Below are 19147 nucleotides of genomic sequence, written 5' to 3'. Positions count from 1 at the left end.
GTTTCAATGCGCATGTAGCTCAGCTGGATAGAGTACCTGGCTACGAACCAGGTGGTCGGAGGTTCGACTCCTTCCATGCGCACCATTGGGATTTATCGCCTGCGCTCAACAGACAATTAATTGCGCATGTAGCTCAGCTGGATAGAGTACCTGGCTACGAACCAGGTGGTCGGAGGTTCGACTCCTTCCATGCGCACCATTGTCTGCTCATATTTCAAATTATGCGCATGTAGCTCAGCTGGATAGAGTACCTGGCTACGAACCAGGTGGTCGGAGGTTCGACTCCTTCCATGCGCACCAATTTGCGGAGAGGTGGCCGAGTGGCCGAAGGCGCTCCCCTGCTAAGGGAGTATGGGCTTTAACTCCCATCGAGGGTTCGAATCCCTCCTTCTCCGCCATTCTTCTGTTTTTTCACTGCTGCAAATCCCACGATTACCACTGCTTAAAATGGTCTTTAGCCCATGATTGGATTTGTCAATTAGGCCGTCAACCAGATAGCAAATGCCAGTAAACAGATCACCACTGCACTGATACCAATGATCCACACAAAGCCTTTTGCCCCTTGCGAGACCGGAATGCCATTAAAACGCAAGAATGCCAGCCATAGCAGCGATAAAATAAGTGGCAGAAATAAGAAGCGGCCCATAAACAGAAGACTCCAGACAAGCATGTGTTGCTAATAATAACGACAGTTATGGATGAGAAAAAGGCCGCATGCGCGGCCCTTTGTGACAGAAGAACTTTTGCTACACTGTCTCAGCATCGGTAGCATTGCTGTAGAACTTTTCTGTATTGACTTCGTTTTCAGATTTTCCCACCACCACTGCAGTCATCATATCACCGGTAATATTGGTACAGGTGCGGATCATGTCTATCACCCGATCAATAGCGGCAATATAGGCAATCCCCTCCAAGGGTAGACCGATAACACCCAACGTCACCGTTAACATCACCATTGCGCTGCCAGGCACCCCAGCAGTGCCTACAGAGGCAATGGTCGCCGTTATGGCAATCAATACGTAATCTGTCATATCCAATGGGATACCGTAAATCTGCGCAATAAAAATAGACGCAATTGCCGGGTAGATACCACCACAGCCGTCCATATTCATGGTGGCGCCTAACGGCAACACGAAAGCACTGTAGCGTTCAGATACCCCCATGGCTTGTGCACAACGGGTGGTGACCGGTAGTGTTCCGTAACTGGACGCGGTACTAAAGGCAACTAATTGTGCAGGCATGGCTTTACGGAAAAACTGCCATGGGCTTAGTCCTGCGGCAAATTTTACCAGCCCACCGTAGACACAGATGATATGTAGCAGCGCGGCGATATAAATAGCCAGAATGAACTTTGCTAACGGCGCTAAACTACTGATGCCATATTTACCAACGACCCAAGCCATCAAACCAAATACCCCAATGGGAGTCAGTTTCATGACGAGGCGTGTCAGCTGAAACATCACTTCTGCACCTGCATGAATGGCTGCTTGCAGTGGCTTGGCTTTTTCGCCGACCATGTTGATGGCAATGCCCACCAGTGCAGCGAACACGATGATCTGTAATACGTTACCTTGCGCTAACGATTCGAACGGGTTGCTTGGGATCATATCCAGCAGTACCTGAGCAAAACCGGGAATGTTGCGTTCCCGTACCTCGGTAGTTGCCAGTTCAATAGTGCCACCCATGTCGATAAGACTGCCAACTGCCAACCCGATAAGCGATGCCAGCGTACCAGTCAGCATAAACATGCCGAGGGTTTTGATACTCAGGCGCTTCAGCCCTACTTCACTGCCCAGCGCGGTGATGCTGGAGACAATGGCACAGAATACTAATGGCGCAACTAGCATTGTAATTGCTTTAATGAACAGATCACCCAAGGGTTTCAATACTGTCGCTTTATCCCCGAGGAATACTCCTAGCAGGGCGCCGAGCACAAAGCCCGCAACCACCTTTTGCCAAAATGGGATACGTTTATAGGTTTGCCAAATCATGAGATTTCCAGAGTTGTTGGCCGTTATCGGTCCGTTGTCATTATTGTTACTGCCATGTGGGTTGCCCGTTCATGGTCAGATGGCGGGATTGTAATCCTTTGTTGCTAAATGGCGGTAAAACCTTTTTTTATAGCTTATGGTGATATTAAGGATTGTTTTAATGAGTTAAAAGCTTTGTTTTTTGTTAATCATGTCAAAGTTTCCCGTTAAAACCCTCGTGAACAGCTAACTTTTAGCGGAATTCAGTTAATGCCGGATTTCATGCGGTTTTGCTCTGAAGGGCTGAACAACACTGTCATAAGGTGCCAGTGAAACGTTATCTTACAAATTACCCTCTTAGGTTTTGTTCCCTGGAAAGGGTAGTCTTAGCCTCGGCATGATGCCGGTCTGAGTAGACTAAGTGTTAGCGCAATATAGTAAAAGTTAAGGAGTAACAGATGAAAAAATGGTTATTGGCTGCGGCAGTGTCGGCAGCTTTAGCGGGATGCGCGGCTGAGAAAGCGCCAGCGCCGCTGGCGCTTTCCGCTGCCGCCCAACTGCCAGCGAGTGTGACGTTGGTAGAGTCCTATGCCCCTAAAGCGGGTGAAATTGGCATTCCCTATAAAAAATATGTTTTGGCTAATGGCTTAACTGTGCTGCTGCATGAAGATCACTCAGATCCTTTGGTCAAAGTGGACGTGACCTATCACGTGGGTTCCGATCGTGAGCATCCTGGCCGTACCGGCTTTGCCCATCTGTTTGAACATATGATGTTTCAAGGGTCAGAACATGTTGCTGACGAGCAGCATTTTAAAGTTGTGACCGAAGCCGGTGGCGAACTAAATGGCACCACCAATAGTGATCGTACCAACTATTTTGAAACGGTTCCTAGCAATCAGTTGGAGAAAATGTTGTGGTTGGAATCCGATCGGATGGGCTATCTGTTGCCAGCACTGACCGATCAAAAGTTTGAGGTGCAGCGCGCGACGGTCAAAAATGAACGGGCGCAACGGATTGATAACCGTCCCTATGGACGGCTGAATGAACAGTTTCAGCAGGCGTTTTATCCCAAAGGACACCCTTACAGTTGGCCAGTGATTGGTTGGCCAGCGGATCTTGACCGAGCAACGACTCAGGATGTCAAAGATTTCTTCCGCCGCTGGTACGGCCCTAACAATGCGACCTTGACCATAGGGGGTGATATTGACGAAGCGCAAACCCTGAGCTGGGTGAATAAGTATTTTGGCGATATTCCCCGTGGACCAGAAGTGAAAGCCTTGGACAAGCCGTTAGTCACATTGGATAAAACACGTTATGTGTCGATGCAAGACAATATCCATCTGCCTTTGATCCAGATAGGTTTTCCAACGGTTTATGCCCGTCATCAAGATGAAGCTGCGCTAGATCTGCTGGCGAATATTCTGGGGGGCGGCAAAACCTCGATTATTTACAAAAATTTGGTGAAAGATGGTTATGCGGTGCAGGCGGGAGCCAGTCATCCTTGCCAAGAGTTGGCCTGTCAGTTGAGTTTTTATGCGCTGGCAAATCCTGCCAAAGGCGCGTCACTTGCGCCCATTGAAAAACTTATCCGCCAGTCAATTGATGAATTTGAAACCCGTGGTGTAACCGATGAAGATTTACAGAAGGTAAAAATTCAGTTCCGGGCCGACTCGATTTTCTCGTTGCAAAGCGTTTCTGGCAAGGTGGCGTCCTTGGCAGTCAACCAGACTTTTACCGGTAATCCTAACCAGATTGGCAACGATTTGGCACGCTATGATGCGGTGACCAAAGAGGATGTGATGCGGGTATTCCGTGAATATGTCAAAGGTAAGCCTTCGGTAGTGATGAGCGTTGTTCCTCAAGGTGGTGAAGCCTTGGTCGCTGCCCCTGACAACTATACGCCACCAACCCCAGAGGTGGCTAAGCAAGCGGTGACAGGGCTGTCCGCCACATTAGCTCCAGCACACAGCAGTTTTGACCGCAGTGTGATGCCTTCCGCTGCCAAAGCCCCAGTGTTGAAGGTGCCAGAACTGTGGAGTGCAACGCTGGCGGATAAGATAGACGTGATGGGGACGCAAAGCAGCGAAACGCCAACCACAGAAATCATCATTTATCTGAATGGCGGACACCGGATGGAGCCGCTGCAAAAGGCCGGGTTGGCGGCGCTTACTGCCGACATGCTTAATGAATCCAGTGCCAAACGCAGCAGCGAAGCGCTGGCGCAGGCACTGGAACTGTTAGGCTCTAGTGTCAGCTTCAGTGCCAGTGATTATCAGAGTGTGGTACGGGTAACTTCACTCACCGAGAATCTTGATAAAACCTTGGCGATAGTCAAAGAACGGCTGTTAGAACCCGGGTTTACCGAAGCAGATTTCAATCGGGTGAAGCAGCAGACACTGCAAACACTGCAACATATGGTATCTGATCCTAACTATCTGGCTAACGAAGGTTTTTCCAAGCTGTTATTTGGTAGCGACAACAGTTTAGGTATCAGTAGTGGTGGCACCCTGCAGACGGTGGCTGGCATCACCCTCGAGGATGTGAAAGCTTTCTATGCTGAACAATACCGAGCCGGAAATGCACAAATGGTGACGGTAACGGATCTGCCCAAGGCCCAATTGTTAGAAAAACTTCAGCCACTGACCCGTTGGCAGGGCGATGCGACGCCATTGCCAGTGGCAGGAAAATTGCCAGCCGGCAACCCTGGGATAGTATTCATTATCGACAAACCGGGTGCCGCTCAATCCGTGATCAGTATTGGTAAACGGGCATTGCCTTATGATGCGACCGGTGATTTTTTCAAGAGTTATCTGATGAACTACCCTCTGGGTGGTGCGTTTAACAGCCGTATCAATCTTAACCTCCGGGAGGATAAAGGATATACCTATGGCGCTCGCAGTTTCTTTGCCGGTGGTAGTGAACAAGGCTACTTCGAAGCAAGCGCCAGCGTACGCAGTGATGTCACAGATAAAGCGCTGGCAGAGTTTATGAAGGAGATTAGTCGCTATCATCAAAGTGGTATGAGTGCAGAGGAACAGGCATTTATGCGCGCTTCAATCAGTCAGGGCAAAGCACTGGACTATGAAACGCCTTACCAGAAAGCTGGCTTTATTCGCATGATCCAGAAATATCATCTGGCACATGATTTTACGGATGAACAGGATAAAATTGTGTCACAAATTAGCTTAGAGCAACTGAATCAGTTGGCAAAACAGTGGCTTGATCCTGCAACCATGCAGATCCTCATCGTTGGTGATAAAGCTTCTGTTGAACCAGGGTTAACGGCTCTGGGCTATAAGGTGGTCAATCTGCCCTTGTAATCGCTAAAGTACATCCCCATATCTGTTGCACCAACCGAGATGGTGGTCAGATACTTAACGGCGCGGTGACGGTCTTAGGCTGTCGCCGCCTGTGTCGTATAAATTACGCTTGCCTGACAGCCCCTTAGGCCTTATGTTGGGCAGCATCTAACAAGCTGCACCGGAATGTCCGTTGGGACCGGAGGCCCGATCTCCGGGGACTCGGGTGTCTCGGGCGCAACAGCCAATCTGTTGTGTCTGCCGGAAAAGAGATATTCAATTTGAAGCCATTTAGCGAAACACTAGCGCTGCTTGCCAGTGCCGAAGGCCGTTCTGCTCTGCTGGGAATGCAGCGAGGGATTGAACGCGAAACCCTGCGTATTGACTCAAACAATCAACTGGCATTGGATCCACATCCAGTGGCTTTAGGCTCGGCGTTGATGCACTCGCGGATCACCACCGATTACAGTGAAGCGCTGCTCGAGTTCATTACCCCAGTGTCTGGCGACATTGACGAAATGCTTAAAGGGCTTACTGAAACCCACGCATTTGCCTTACGTCATCTCAATGGTCAGAAACTCTGGCCCGTGAGTATGCCTTGCTATGTAGGTGATGAGCAGAAAATTCCGATTGCTTATTATGGCACTTCCAACCAAGGGCGGATGAAGAGCCTTTACCGCAAAGGGTTAACTTATCGCTACGGGGCGCTGATGCAGATTATCGCGGGTGTCCATTTTAATTTCTCGGTATCCGATAAGCTGTGGCATTGGTTATACGCGCAAACGGACCAGCGCCAGTCCTTGTGCGACTTTAAATCTGATACCTATTTCGGTTTGATCCGTAATTATCGGCGCTTAGTGTGGGTGCTTCCATACCTGTTCGGGGCATCGCCAGCGTTATGTAGCTCATTTATTAAAGGCCAGCAAACCGAGTTGGCGTTTGAGAGCATGGGACAGGGAACTCTGTTTTTACCTTATGCCACATCATTGCGGATGAGCGACCTAGGGTATACCAATAAAGAGCAAGAACAGCTGTCTATCAGCTACAACTCGCTAAAGGATTATCTGAACGGTATTCGTACAGCAATTAAATTGCCATCGCACAAATTTGCGGGAATTGGCGTCAAGGTGGATGGCGAGTATCGTCAGCTCAATGCCAATATTCTGCAGATTGAGAATGAGTTTTACGCACCCATCCGCGCTAAAAGAGTCACGAAAGATAGCGAAAAACCTTCCGAAGCATTAGCTCGGGCTGGCGTAGAGTATATTGAAGTGCGGGCGTTGGATGTTAATCCGTTTAGCCCGGTTGGGGTCGAGGCATCGCAGCTAAGGTTATTGGATCTGTTCCTGCTTTATTGTTTGTTGTCACCATCCCCTATCACTGACGATGCAGGGGAAAAGGAAATTGCTGCTAACCTCAAAGCGGTTGTGCTGGAGGGGCGTAAGCCCGGGCTGATGCTACAGCGTCAGGGGGTTGCCATTAGTCGATTACAATGGATGCAGGAGCTGTTCGCCGAACTTGCGCAGGTGGCGGTATTACTGGATGGCACCGATAGTCAGCAATATCAGGAAGCACTAGCTTACTGGCAGCAAGCGGTCATCGATCCCGATAAGACCTTGTCAGGTCGAGTTTTGGCCAATCTGGCGTCCAGTGGCCAATCACATGGGGCTTGGGTCAAAGGGTTGGCAGAACAGTATCGCCAGCAACTGCTGGATTATCCATTGAGTGATGCCACTATTGCTGCTTTTGAAGCTGAAGCCGCCGCATCTATTGCCAAACAGCAACAGATGGAGCAAGAAGATCAACTCAGCTTTGATGATTTTCTGGCGCAATACTTTGCAACCGCAACAACAAAGGATATGCAGTTAACGTGAAATATTGCTGGTTAATAACTGCGCTGCCGTTGATGATGCTCAACGGCTGTGCTTCTGCCCCGGATGATGCGACCGCCTGTGGCGTGGTATCAACTTATGCTGAACCAACGCCCGCAGAGGGGTTTTATCGATTGGTAGTAACCCACATTGATGGTAAGCCGGTGATTTCCAAACCCAACTATCAGTTGCGCCCTGGTGAGCACACATTTCGGGTGTCTGAACTTATCGATGCGCCTGAATTAAAGGTCCGACTGGCGGCGAGAGTGCCAAAAGAGATCAAGGTTGAGGTTCAGGCGGAACAGCGTTACCAACTCGCAGCAAAATTCAATACTGATCGTCAATATAGTGGTGACGATACGGGCTACTGGCAGCCGCAGATCCGTTCCCAGGAAAGTGCAGAATGCGAACTGCCTGTTGATAATTGATTTTCAGGGTTGCAATTCGCTGATAATTCAGGCGAAACTAACCTCGGTGTTTTTGTGGAAGCGGCAATGTCACTTCCTGTACTGATGGAATGTTTCTGTGCCTGACTTCCGTATGTTTCGTAGCTCTTTTCTGCGGTTACTGCCGTTGGCGTTGACCGTATCACTCATGGCGGGATGTGCTGCATCGCCGCCGAAAGATCCAGATAATATCTGCGCCATTTTTAAAGAACATCGTTCCTGGTATGACGCCGCTGTTGATGCTCGTGATAAGTGGGGGGTACCCGTACATGTGCCGTTGGCAATGATGTATCAGGAGAGTTCCTTCAAACACAATGCCGCGCCTCCCATGGAGTATTTCCTCGGCTTTATCCCCATTGGGCGTGCCAGTGATGCTTACGGCTACGCTCAGGCTAAGACCATGACCTGGGATGACTATGTGCGTGAAACTGGCAACAGTTGGTCAAGTCGTAGTGACTTTGATGATGCCATGGATTTTATGGGTTGGTTTATTTATAAAACCAATAAAATCAATGGCGTTTCAAAATGGGATGCGAAAAGGCTCTATCTTAATTATCACGAAGGCTGGGGTGGCTATAAGCGGGGAAGTTACCGTAGCAAACGCTGGTTGATTAAGGTTTCTGATAAGGTAGAGGCACGAGCCAAACGATACGCAGTGCAGTATCGCGGCTGTAAAGATGACCTAGACTCTTCTTGGCTATGGCGGCTGTTTTTCGGCTGATAATCGCAGTGTTAAGTACGTTGCTGGTCGAGGATTTGCGCGGCTACGTCCAGACTTTCTGCGACATTGCCATTAAAAGGGACTAACGCACTGCTGAAATAAACTCCCGGTTGTTGTGTCGCAAAATCGCTGCGTACCTGTTGTAGCCAGTCACTCAATTGCGCGGCGTCACCATAGGACAACAGTGCAAATTTATCGCCATTCAAACGACTCATAAGGGCTTTAGCCGGCCATTGTTGTTGCAGTAGTTGCGCTAATTGGCGTAATACTTCATCGCCATGATCATGACCATATTGTTCATTGATGCGTTTTAATTCATCAATATCCAATAGCAATAGATAGCTTGGTAGTTGTTGTCGCAGTGACCATTGTGCTGCTTGCTGCTCGAAATAACTGCGGTTCATCAGCCCTGTAAGCGTGTCATAACAGGTCAGTTGGTGGATCTGCTGCGACTTTTGATACAGCGCAACAGCATTGGCGGCCTCTTTAGACAGCATGTCGATGACTGTGGCATCGTAATCGTTGAAGCAATCGGGCTCTGTACTGTCGAGATTTAACAGCCCATACAGTTTACCCTCAACATAAATCGGGCTGGAGAGTGTTGCACGGATCAGTTGCCCACCAAATAACTGCCGGGCTATTTGATCATCGGTGTCGTCAGTATCGTTGATGGTAATCACCCGGTCACAGCGCCCACCGGTAAGCCGATACTGAAAGGTTTGTGGTAACTGCATATTGAGTTGCTGCAGTTTCTTTAACTCCTGACCATAAGCCGCCGCAAAATGTAATTTGCGTTCATGCCCCTGGATCAGAATGACTGAACCTAGTTCTGCGCCTTCAACCAAAGCCACCGCTTTATTGAGCAACGCTTGCAGAAAGGCATTTTCTGAATGACATTGCGCCGGTAATGCCAGCAGCTCGCTGGTGGCGTCACTCAAATCTCGCAGTTGTTGCAGTTGCTGTTGCAGTCGGTTGAACTGCGCTTGATACAGAAAATATCCCAAGGTCATGGCTAGGATAAAAACCGTTGCTACACCGGCCAGTAATAACCAAGGCAGATGATGACCGCCATTGAAGGCCCAGAACAACAAGGAGAACAGCAGCAGCGGCACAACCAGCAACCACCAGAGGAAGCCGGTTTTTACTAGAGGTTTAACGCTGGATAATGGTGTCAATGCTGCAATCCTATTGCAAAAAACAAGACTCAGGTGCGAAAAAACTCCGCCATAACCCACTCCAATGGTGCCTGGTACTGCTGCGGCATCCACGCTTTCAGTTGTTGTATGCAGTCCGACAGTTGCACCCGGTGATGTACTGACAGATTCAGATGACCTACTTTACGACCTGGGCGTACTTCTTTGTTGTACCAGAAAAGTTCGGCGTTGGGCAGACTCAGCCAACGATCGTCTCTATCAATGCCAATCAGGTTGATCATCACACACTGAAAATTCACCTGTGGGCGATGCATTGGTAAGTTGCAAAGCGCACGTAGATGTAACTGGAACTGGTCAATATGGCAGCCTGCTTGAGTCCAGTGACCCGAGTTGTGTACTCGCGGTGCCAACTCGTTTACCAGCAACTTGTCACCGAGGCGGAAACACTCCATTGCCATGACCCCGACATAGTCGAGCCCTTGCATAATGGTACTCAACATCTGCTCGGCTTGTGACTGCAGTGGTGCCAATCGTGCTAATGGTGCGATGGAAGCCATCAGGATCCCATCCTGATGCAGATTCAGCGTGAGTGGATAAAAATAGCATTTGCCATCTTGCGCCCGGGCGCCAACCAAGGACACTTCTTCATCAAAGTCAATGGCCTGTTCCGCAATGGCAAGGTTACGCCAGTCGTCAGGAATTGCGCTATTTTCAGACTGCTTCAACCAGTACTGGCCGCGGCCATCATAACCACCGGTACGGCGTTTGAGCAGTACCCGCGTGCCGTATTGTGCATGCAGCGCCGCACTGGTGCTGTAGTTGTCGACCAGTTCCCAGGGGGCGGTAGCCACTTGCAATTGATCCAATAGACTTTTTTGTGTAAAACGGTCAGCCAGTCGGCCAAATACCGGGCCGTTGATAAAATTATGGTGTGTTGACAGTTGCAGGCTTAATGCCGATTCCGGCCATTGTTCCCGTTCCGCGGTAATAATGTCATCGGTCGCCAGCGGCAGTTGTTCATTGGTCGGCTGCATGATATCTATCGGCCGCACGTCCAGCGCCAAAGGTTTGCCAGCGTGAGCCAGCATGGCACCTAATTGACCATCACCGAGTACCCATACTTTACTGCTCATTTATTCCTCCCGAGGATCCGGGTGTTCCAGCACCGCTTGTGTTTGCGCTTCACGGAATGCTTCTAGACGCGATGCCAGCGCCGCATCATGGGTTGCCAGTATCTGACACGCGAGTAGGCCGGCGTTATAGGCTCCAGCAGTGCCGATCGCCAACGTCCCAACCGCGATACCTTTGGGCATTTGTACTATGGATAACAGGCTATCGAGGCCGTTGAGAGCCTTACTCTGCACCGGCACTCCCAACACAGGCAAGCGGGTTTTGGAGGCCAGCATTCCGGGAAGGTGCGCGGCGCCACCCGCGCCACCAATGATAACTTTGAATCCTTTGTCAGCAGCGTTGGCAGCAAAGGCTATCAATTTATCCGGGGTGCGGTGAGCACTGACCACTTCAACGTGGTAAGGCACTTTGAGGGCATCCATGATTTCAGCGGCTGCTTCCATGGTGGGCCAATCACTTTTTGACCCCATAACGACAGCAACGAGGGCTTGCATCATAACTCCTTAAAACAGCAATTTTTAGTGTAAGTTATAGGTCTGCTGGCAGACGTAGGGTAACACAGACCCGGCGTCAGTCACTGACCGGGTAAAATAGTGGCGGCATAATAGCATGGTGAGGTGATTTTCGCTGCTCCGGTCACAGAAAATTCCGTTCTGTTAAAACGACTAAGACTGCCGGACATGATGTGCCTAGAAAATATAAAAGCCGCTAAGAAGCGGCTTTTTTGAGGACAAATCACGCATCACTCTTTGGATACGGGCAACTCTTCGTCCAGTAATTCCTTCATGGAAGGATAGAATTTGAGCACGCCCGGGATTGGCTGCACTTTGGCTTTGGCCAAGGTACGGATGGGCTGAAACTGCAGATCGCTGATCAATAGTCGGGTACCTTCATCACGGCATTTGCTGACCAGCTTGTTCAGTGCTGCCAAGCCCCCAGCATCAAGCATTGACACACCGTCAAGATTTAAGGCAATGACTTTTTTGTTCTGTGCCATTGCGGCAAGTTCGGCGAATATCCGCTCTGCGGCAGCAAAAAATAACGGCCCATTGATTTTCAGTACCGCCCAATCATCCGGCACGTTCTGCTCAAGGTAACGCTTATTGCCTACCAGGTCGTAAAGCCGGGTCATTTCAGCAATTTCTTTCATAAATAGCAGTGCTGCCAACATGATCCCAAAGGAAATGGCTACCACCATATCGAACAGTACCGTCAGTAATAAACAGCAGAAAAATACCAAGATGTCGCTACGCGGTGCGGTTTTCACCAAATGCACGGCTTTGGGCGCTTCACTCATGTTCCAAGCCACTACCATCAGCAATGCCGCCATTGCTGACATTGGCAAATAAGACAGCACTCCGGCCAGCACCACCAGCCCCAGCAAAACCACTATGGCGTGGATCATCGCTGATATCGGGCTGTAAGCACCGGAACGCACATTAGCGGCACTGCGGGCAATTGCCGCAGTGGCGGTGATCCCACCAAACAGTGGTGCAACGATGTTGCCAATGCCCTGGCCTAGGAGTTCACTGTTAGCGCTATGACGCTTACCTGTCATGCCGTCCAGCACTACGGCGCACAATAATGATTCAATAGCCCCCAACATGGCGATGGCAAAAGCTGACGGTGCTAACGTCCGAATGCTATCCCAACTCAGTCCTAACGGCGTACCATCTGGCCCTGGCCGTTGCCATGGCCATTCAAATCCTGGTAGAAAAGGCGGAATACCGTTGCCCTGAGAACCATCTGCCAGTAAGTAGTGAAAACGGCTGCCGATGGTTTCGACCTGCCAGCCGAATTGGGCAAACAGCAATGCCAGTATACTTCCCACAATAATCGCTGGTAAGTGGGCGGGCAGTGGCAGCTTTAGTTTGGGCCACAACAACATCACCGCTAACGTTGCTACAGCAACACTCAAGCTGGGCAAGTGGGTTTGCGGCAGCGCTAATGCCAGCGTCTGTAACTTGCCGCCGATGTGTTCTGGCATTTCCGCAATCTGCAAACCGAAAAAATCTTTCAACTGCAAAATGGCAATGACGATACCGATACCACCGGTAAAACCCAGTGTCACCGACTGCGGAATGTATTGAATTAGCCGCCCAAGCCGTAGCAGCGCCATAATAATCAGGATGATGCCCGACATTGCCGTTGCCATCAGTAAGCCTGCCAGCCCGTATTGCTGGGCAATGGGGTAAAGTAATACCACAAACGCTGCTGTTGGACCGGAAATGGAGTAGCGTGAGCCGCCGCATAAAGCGATGACAAACCCGCCAACAATTGAGGTGTACAACCCATATTGCGGCGGCACACCACTGGCGATGGCTAGCGCCATGGCGAGGGGAATGGCGATGATGCCAACCGTTATACCAGCCACCAGATCCTGCAGCAGATTGCGGCCGCGGTAGCCTTCTTTAGTGATGACTTCTCGCAGGGCATAGCCCAGATGCAATGAAAATAACTGAGTACGAAAACTGGTTGAATTGGGCACTATACAAGCTCCTGCGGCTGAGGACTCAAAAAGCGAGCGGCATATTTTAGGGAGCTGCTGTGGGTTCAAATGTGATTTATATCACATATAAACTTTGTGTATAGCATTATTGCACTATAGTCTTAGCAACGTTTCAGTTGCTCATCTTGGGCGAATTTCTTCCGCTGGCAGTTGACACATTTGCTAAAACTTCTTCATTGATACGCAGCTGAATGTCGCTGTTTTCTCTGTTAATTTGGCAGTTGAACTAGCAATACTGCATATCGAATAACAAGAGGCATTCATGAAACTTCGTCATTCCGTCGCCTGCTGCATGCTGGCACTTGGCACGTTTGCTGGCAGCGTGCTTGCGGCGCCTGCGCCTGATGTGGGTTATTACCGCACGCCAGATCTTCACGGCAATACCTTGGTATTTACTGCTGAAGGGGATATCTGGACGCAACAACTAGGGGATAGCCATGCGAGTCGTTTGACTAGTCTTCCTGCTGAAGAACTTGATGGGAAAATCTCTCCAGACGGGCAGACGCTGGCATTCACGGCCAACTATGACGGGGCGCAAGAGGTTTATACCCTTCCTATGCATGGCGGCATTGCTAAAAGAGTAACCTTCGAAAATAGCCGGGTTAAGTTGCAGGGCTGGACACCCAAGGGTGAAGTGCTGTACGCCACCGATAATGCGCAAGGGCCTTCGAATTTCTGGGTGTTGCGGTCGGTCAATCCGCAAACGCTGACAACTCACGATATTCCGCTGGCAGATGCGGTGCAGGGGGCCGTGGACGCCAAGGGCGAATATGTCTATTTCGTGCGTTTTGGCCTGCAGGTAACGGGCGACAATGCCAAGGTTTATCGCGGTGGTGCAGCTGGTACTTTGTGGCGTTATCAACTTGGCAAGCAGCAAGAAGCCCAGCGGCTTTTGCCTGACCACCAAGGTTCAATCCGTTCACCTATGGTGTGGAATAACCGGGTGTATTTTGTGTCAGATGCCAGTGGTAATGCCAATATCTGGTCGATGTCCAGTGACGGTAGCGATGTTAAACAACTGACCGACTATAAAGATTTTGAGGTGCGCTCACCTGCGTTGGATCAAGGACGGATAGTGTTTCAGTTAGGTGCTGATATCCACATGGTGGATATTGCCAGTGGTAACGATAAGACGCTGTCGATTCATCTCGCCTCAGATTTTCCTGAGCGGCGTGAACATTGGGTCAATAATCCATTGAAGTATATTGCCGATTTTAATCTGGCACCTGCTGGCAACAAGCTCGTGTTGACTGCGCGCAGTCATGTCGCCGTGGCGGGTACTGATGGTTCTCGCCTGATACAGTTGGCGACGGATGGCAGCTATCGCCTGCGCAATGCGGTAATGAGTAAAGACGGTAAGTGGATTTACGCTATCTCCGACGCCTCGGGTGAGCAAGAGATCTGGCGTTATGCCGCCGATGGCAGTGATGCTGCCAAACAACTCACCAAAGATGGTAATAACATGCGCATGAGTCTGGTGTTGTCACCGGACGGACGCTATCTGGCAAACGATGATTATCAAGGCAATCTGTGGTTGTTGGATCTTGAAAAAGGAGGCAATAGTAAGATTGTCAGTAACAACGAAGGGTTGGCACCTTATCAGGACATCGTTTGGTCACCAGATAGTCGTTATCTAGCCATTACTCGCAGTGTTCTGGGTAGTCCAAGGCCGCAAATCATGTTGTATGCGGTGGAAGATGGTAAATCTGCACTACTGACCAGCGATAAGTATGAATCGTTCTCGCCAGCCTTTAGTCGCGATGGCAAGTGGCTGTATTTCCTGTCAAATAGAGAATTTAACAGCACGCCTACTTCGCCGTGGGGCGATCGCAATATGGGCCCGGTATTTGATAAACGAGCCGATATTTTCGCACTGGCACTGGACCCGCATGCGGAATTTCCGTTCCGTCATCCGGACGAACTGAGTAGCAAAGAAACCGCTGACAGTCATTCAGATAAAGACCCGGTGCAGGTCAAAGTGGATTGGCAAGGTCTGGCACAGCGCCTGTGGCAGGTGCCAGTGCCGTCCGGCAATTACGGCTCATTACAGCTTAATGATAACGGGCTGTATCTAAAGCAATGGAGCCTTGACGGACGACAACAGGATGTGAAATTCATCAAATTCGACAACTTATCGCCGAAACTGGAAACCTTTGCTGACGATGTCAAAGGGTATCAGTTGTCCGAAGATGGCAAGAAGATATTCCTGTTCAAAGGCACAGGAAACGGGCAGATGTTGATTGTGGATGCCGGTGAGAAAATCAGTAAAGATCTGGATCACGCCAAAGTACTGCTCGATGGCTGGCAACTGGCGATTAATCCCCAACTGGAATGGCGGCAGATGTTTGATGATGCTTGGCTGATGCACCGTGAATCGTTCTTTGATAAGAAGATGCGTGGTGTGGACTGGCAGGCAACCAAGGCCAAATATCAGCCATTGTTGGCAAGAGTGACCGACCGCCATGAACTCGCGGATATTTTCACCCAGATGATGGGAGAGCTAGACGCTCTGCATTCTCAGGTGCGCGGGGGCGATTTTGCAACCGATCCTCAAGCCCCTGAACCGGCAGCACTGGGAGCCAGATTGACACAGACCAAGGATGGCGTAGTCATCAGCCATATCTATCGTAACGATCCAGAGCTGCCGCAACAGGCTTCGCCGTTGGCACAACCTGGGGTTGATGTTACTGATGGCGATATTATTACCCATTTCAATGGCCGCAAGATCGCTAATCTGGCTGATATCACCGCGTTACTGCGTAATCAGGCAGACAAGCAGGTGTTGCTGCAGATACAAAGGGGTAAGCAGAGTCACAAAATCGTGGTTAAACCGGTCAGCCTCAATGATGATAACCAACTGCGCTATCTGGATTGGGTATATCACAATGCGGCTAAGGTAAGTGATGCCAGCCAGGGGAAGATTGGCTATCTGCACTTGTATGCCATGGGGGCTGAGGACATCAACAACTTTGCCCGTGAATTCTATGCAAACTATGATAAACAGGGGTTGATTATCGATGTTCGCCGTAATCGCGGCGGCAATATCGACAGCTGGATTATTGAAAAACTGTTGCGCAAAGCTTGGGCGTTTTGGCAACCCACCCATGGTACACCGAACGCTAATATGCAACAGACTTTCCGTGGTCATCTGGTGGTACTGACAGATCAACTGACCTATTCCGATGGCGAAACCTTCTCGGCAGGTATTAAGGCGCTTGGCATTGCTCCGTTAATAGGTAAACGCACCGCAGGGGCTGGGGTCTGGCTGTCGGGGCGAAACCGCCTGACCGATGGCGGTATGGCTCGGGTCGCTGAATATCCACAATATGCAATGGATGGTCGCTGGATCGTGGAAGGTCGCGGTGTCAGCCCAGATATTGAAGTGGATAACCTGCCATTTGCAACGTTCCAAGGACAGGATGCGCAGTTGCAGAAAGCATTAGTGTACCTGCAGGATAAGCTGAAGTCTGATCCTGTACCACCGCTGCAAGGTGTTATGCCTGCTCGTGGTGAAGCGTTACCCGTGCGTCCGTAATAAAATTAAGCCCCGCATGCAGCGGGGCTGTTTTACGTTTATCGCGGTATTTGCCGCTACTTTAGCTGTTACCGGGCAAGCTGTAATCGCTCCGGTAACATCCACTTCTTAGAATTCAATTTCTACTTTGGTATCGCTGGCCAGTGAATTGGCAATAAAGCAGTTGGCATGTGCCTTCTCATGGATCTTTTCCAGCGTTTCCCTATCTACGTCAGCGCCTTCGGCAAAGGTCACCTGCGGCTTTAAAAAGATGTGGGTGATAGCCACTTTGCCAGATTCCTTTTTCCCCAGCTCAGCGACAGGTTTGTCACAGTAACTGAGTACAGGCAGACGCTTCAGGTGAGCAATAGTTAAAAAGGTCAGCATATGACAGGAAGAAATGGCGGCCAACAGGCTTTCTTCCGGATTCACCTTGGTTTCAATGCCCTTATATTCCGGTGCAGAGGATGCTTCGATATGCTGACCGCTGCCAAACTGAATATGGTGGTCACGGTTAAATTCCCCTTCAGGGGCTGGGCTAGTCTCCCATGACACAGTGACATGAAAACTCATAGCTGATTCCTGCATTACGTCTTAAAAGTGTGTGTGCACTATAGCTCAGAATTCTGTTCTTTGTCTTCTCTAGTCATTATTAATTGATTTATATGAATAAATTAATCGATAGTCATCGCGGGTAATTGATTATGAAGCAGATTTTTTAAATTATCCTGCTCGGCCGTAGCGACTTGCGTAATTGTTAATGGGTGGCTATAACATTTTTATAACATTAACAGGTGAGTTACTGCTCAACCATGTAAGTGTTGGAGGCGAGTGCAATGAGAACCCTACTTCAGGCTGTGCTTTCTGCCATGCTGCTGGCTCTGTGTATAACAGCTACCACACAGGCAAATGAACGTTACATTGTCAAATTTAAAGAGGGGAACGGGCCGGCGGTGAAAGCGGTTCTTAATGCGCAGGGCGCAAAGTTGGCGCTGGATTTGCCAAAGCACAATGCGGCGGCATTTAGTCTGCCCGCGCAGGCACTTACAGGGTTGTCTCATAATCCCAACGTAGAGTATGTGGAACAGGATGCCAAGCGATACCTGATGTCTCAGACGGTTCCCTATGGCATCCCGCTGGTACAGGCTGATCAAGTCAGTGATAGCGTGACTGCCAACATCAAAGTCTGCATTATTGATTCTGGTTACGATTTGGCACATGAAGATCTCAGCGGCAATAGGGTTGAAGGTGCCAATGATAGTGGTACTAGCAATTGGTTCACGGATGAAAATCATCACGGTACTCATGTCGCGGGTACTATTGCAGCGCTCAGTAATGACGTCGGTGTTGTCGGCATTAATCCCCATGGCAATCTTAACCTGTACATTGTCAAAGTATTTAATGCGGATGGCTGGGGATATTCATCAGGACTGATCGCGGCGTTAGATGTTTGTGAAGCCGCCGGGGCCAAAGTGATTAATATGAGCCTGGGTGGCAGTATTAAGAGCCGTACCGAAGATGCAGCGTTTGCGGCGGCAGAAACCGCTGGCATCCTTAGCATTGCCGCAGCGGGTAATGACGGTAATAGCCGATACTCTTATCCCGCCTCCTATCGTTCCGTGGTATCTGTCGCTGCTGTAGATGAAAATAAGCAGCATGCTGATTTCTCCCAATATAATAGCCAGGTTGAACTTTCGGGGCCTGGTGTCGGGGTTCTCTCTTCGGTGCCGATGGGAACTGCGTTGGTGGCAGCAACTAGTGTGGCAAATCACGACTATCTAGCAATTGCTATGGAGGGTGCGCCTACGGGGATTGCGTCAGGCGTGTTGATGGACTGCGGTAGCGGAGAACAGCAGTGTAATGCCGCTGGAAAGGTATGTTTGCTGCAGCGTGGCAATATCTCCTTTGCTGATAAAGTACTAGCTTGTGAACAAGGTGGCGGCGTGGCCGCGATCATATATAACAATACTGCGGGGCAGTTGAACGGAACGCTTGGTACCACCGTCACGGCTATCCCGGCTGTTGGGGTAACCGCTGATGATGGCGCGGCAATGTTGTTGGATATAGGTAATGACGCAACTGTCGCTATTGGTCCCGGCAATTATGCCTATTTTGATGGGACTTCTATGGCCACACCTCATGTGGCAGGGGTGGCTGCGTTAGTGTGGAGTCACTTTCCTCAGTGCACCAACAAACAGATCCGGGCGGCGTTGCAGCAAACAGCCGAAGATTTGGACACAGCGGGTCGTGACAACTACACCGGTTTTGGCTTGGTGCAAGCTAAGGCCGCTGCCAACTACTTGGCGCTAAACGGCTGCACTGCTGGCGGAGGCAACAACACTTGTAAGGGAAAACATTGTCGATAATGGTGCAATGTTATGCCGGAAACGCCACTGCTTTTTGTGGCGTTTTTTTATTGTCAGCCCAAAACCACCTACTTCAGTAGGTGGTTATCATTCATGAAAGGGCTTTGCCCGTATATCTACTCATGCTAAATGCTTCCTCGATTTTTAGCGAAGTCAAAGAGGCAAA

13 protein-coding genes and 4 tRNA genes are annotated in these 19147 nt (G+C 49.9%); 10 read left to right on the top strand and 7 right to left on the bottom strand.

The features are described from left to right. Positions 1–8: 8 nt before the first annotated feature. From IE064_RS17190 to IE064_RS17175, 4 genes are all read left to right on the top strand, one after another. A tRNA-Arg gene (locus IE064_RS17190) sits at positions 9–85 on the top strand. Positions 86–122: 37 nt separating this feature from the next. After that, a tRNA-Arg gene (locus tag IE064_RS17185) sits at positions 123–199 on the top strand. A gap of 24 nt (positions 200–223) precedes the next feature. Further along, positions 224–300: transfer RNA gene (locus IE064_RS17180), tRNA-Arg, on the top strand. A 6-nt stretch (positions 301–306) separates the two neighbouring features. Continuing rightward, positions 307–398: transfer RNA gene (locus IE064_RS17175), tRNA-Ser, on the top strand. A gap of 80 nt (positions 399–478) precedes the next feature. Here IE064_RS17175 and IE064_RS17170 read toward each other — a convergent pair. After that, on the bottom strand, positions 479–646 hold the full coding sequence (locus tag IE064_RS17170) for a hypothetical protein (RefSeq protein ID WP_165900142.1): 168 nt from the start codon (positions 644–646) through the stop codon (positions 479–481). A 100-nt stretch (positions 647–746) separates the two neighbouring features. Then, positions 747–1991 (bottom strand): dicarboxylate/amino acid:cation symporter, encoded by a 1245-nt coding sequence (locus IE064_RS17165; RefSeq protein ID WP_133039665.1) that lies wholly within the window; start codon positions 1989–1991, stop codon positions 747–749. A 437-nt stretch (positions 1992–2428) separates the two neighbouring features. On the opposite strand from IE064_RS17165, the gene IE064_RS17160 reads away from it, so the two are divergent. The 4 genes from IE064_RS17160 to IE064_RS17145 all read left to right on the top strand — a co-directional run bounded on the left by IE064_RS17160 (position 2429) and on the right by IE064_RS17145 (position 8307). Further along, the gene (locus IE064_RS17160) at positions 2429–5290 is read left to right on the top strand and encodes a M16 family metallopeptidase (protein WP_189618914.1); all 2862 of its coding nucleotides are present in this window, start codon (positions 2429–2431) and stop codon (positions 5288–5290) included. 233 nt (positions 5291–5523) lie between these two features. Then, complete coding sequence (gene gshA / locus IE064_RS17155; protein WP_373295292.1) at positions 5524–7143, top strand: glutamate--cysteine ligase; 1620 nt, start codon at positions 5524–5526, stop codon at positions 7141–7143. Beyond that, positions 7140–7568, top strand: coding sequence for a hypothetical protein (locus tag IE064_RS17150; RefSeq protein WP_229800131.1), 429 nt, complete (start codon positions 7140–7142; stop codon positions 7566–7568). Before gshA ends, IE064_RS17150 begins: the two co-directional genes overlap by 4 nt. Before the next feature lie 112 nt (positions 7569–7680). Further along, entirely contained in the window at positions 7681–8307 is a 627-nt protein-coding gene (locus IE064_RS17145) for a transglycosylase SLT domain-containing protein (protein ID WP_133039718.1), read from the top strand. Between the two features lie 11 nt (positions 8308–8318). On the opposite strand, the gene IE064_RS17140 is transcribed toward IE064_RS17145, so the two are convergent. The 4 genes from IE064_RS17140 to dauA all read right to left on the bottom strand — a co-directional run bounded on the left by IE064_RS17140 (position 8319) and on the right by dauA (position 13080). Continuing rightward, positions 8319–9482: a sensor domain-containing diguanylate cyclase gene (locus tag IE064_RS17140; protein WP_189618912.1), complete on the bottom strand. Its 1164-nt coding sequence runs from the start codon at positions 9480–9482 to the stop codon at positions 8319–8321. Between the two features lie 29 nt (positions 9483–9511). Further along, positions 9512–10594, bottom strand: coding sequence for a 5-(carboxyamino)imidazole ribonucleotide synthase (gene purK / locus IE064_RS17135; RefSeq protein WP_189618911.1), 1083 nt, complete (start codon positions 10592–10594; stop codon positions 9512–9514). Beyond that, positions 10595–11086, bottom strand: coding sequence for a 5-(carboxyamino)imidazole ribonucleotide mutase (gene purE / locus IE064_RS17130; RefSeq protein WP_133039719.1), 492 nt, complete (start codon positions 11084–11086; stop codon positions 10595–10597). Between the two features lie 248 nt (positions 11087–11334). Continuing rightward, positions 11335–13080 carry a C4-dicarboxylic acid transporter DauA gene (gene dauA / locus IE064_RS17125; RefSeq protein WP_189618910.1) on the bottom strand — a complete coding sequence of 582 codons (1746 nt, stop codon included), beginning with the start codon at positions 13078–13080 and terminating at the stop codon, positions 11335–11337. Positions 13081–13363: 283 nt separating this feature from the next. On the opposite strand from dauA, the gene IE064_RS17120 reads away from it, so the two are divergent. After that, complete coding sequence (locus IE064_RS17120) at positions 13364–16636, top strand: S41 family peptidase (RefSeq protein ID WP_189618909.1); 3273 nt, start codon at positions 13364–13366, stop codon at positions 16634–16636. Between the two features lie 108 nt (positions 16637–16744). Here the strand turns inward: IE064_RS17120 and IE064_RS17115 are convergent, their stop codons facing one another. Next, positions 16745–17188 (bottom strand): OsmC family protein, encoded by a 444-nt coding sequence (locus IE064_RS17115; protein ID WP_189618908.1) that lies wholly within the window; start codon positions 17186–17188, stop codon positions 16745–16747. A gap of 263 nt (positions 17189–17451) precedes the next feature. On the opposite strand from IE064_RS17115, the gene IE064_RS18200 reads away from it, so the two are divergent. Next, positions 17452–18981 carry a S8 family serine peptidase gene (locus tag IE064_RS18200; protein WP_189618907.1) on the top strand — a complete coding sequence of 510 codons (1530 nt, stop codon included), beginning with the start codon at positions 17452–17454 and terminating at the stop codon, positions 18979–18981. The last annotated feature ends 166 nt before the right edge of the window (positions 18982–19147 follow it).

Origin of the sequence: Shewanella fodinae, from assembly GCF_014651955.1 — a bacterium.
Classification (GTDB): Bacteria; Pseudomonadota; Gammaproteobacteria; order Enterobacterales; family Shewanellaceae; genus Shewanella; species Shewanella fodinae.
This window is presented reverse-complemented; position numbering and strand designations above follow the sequence as displayed.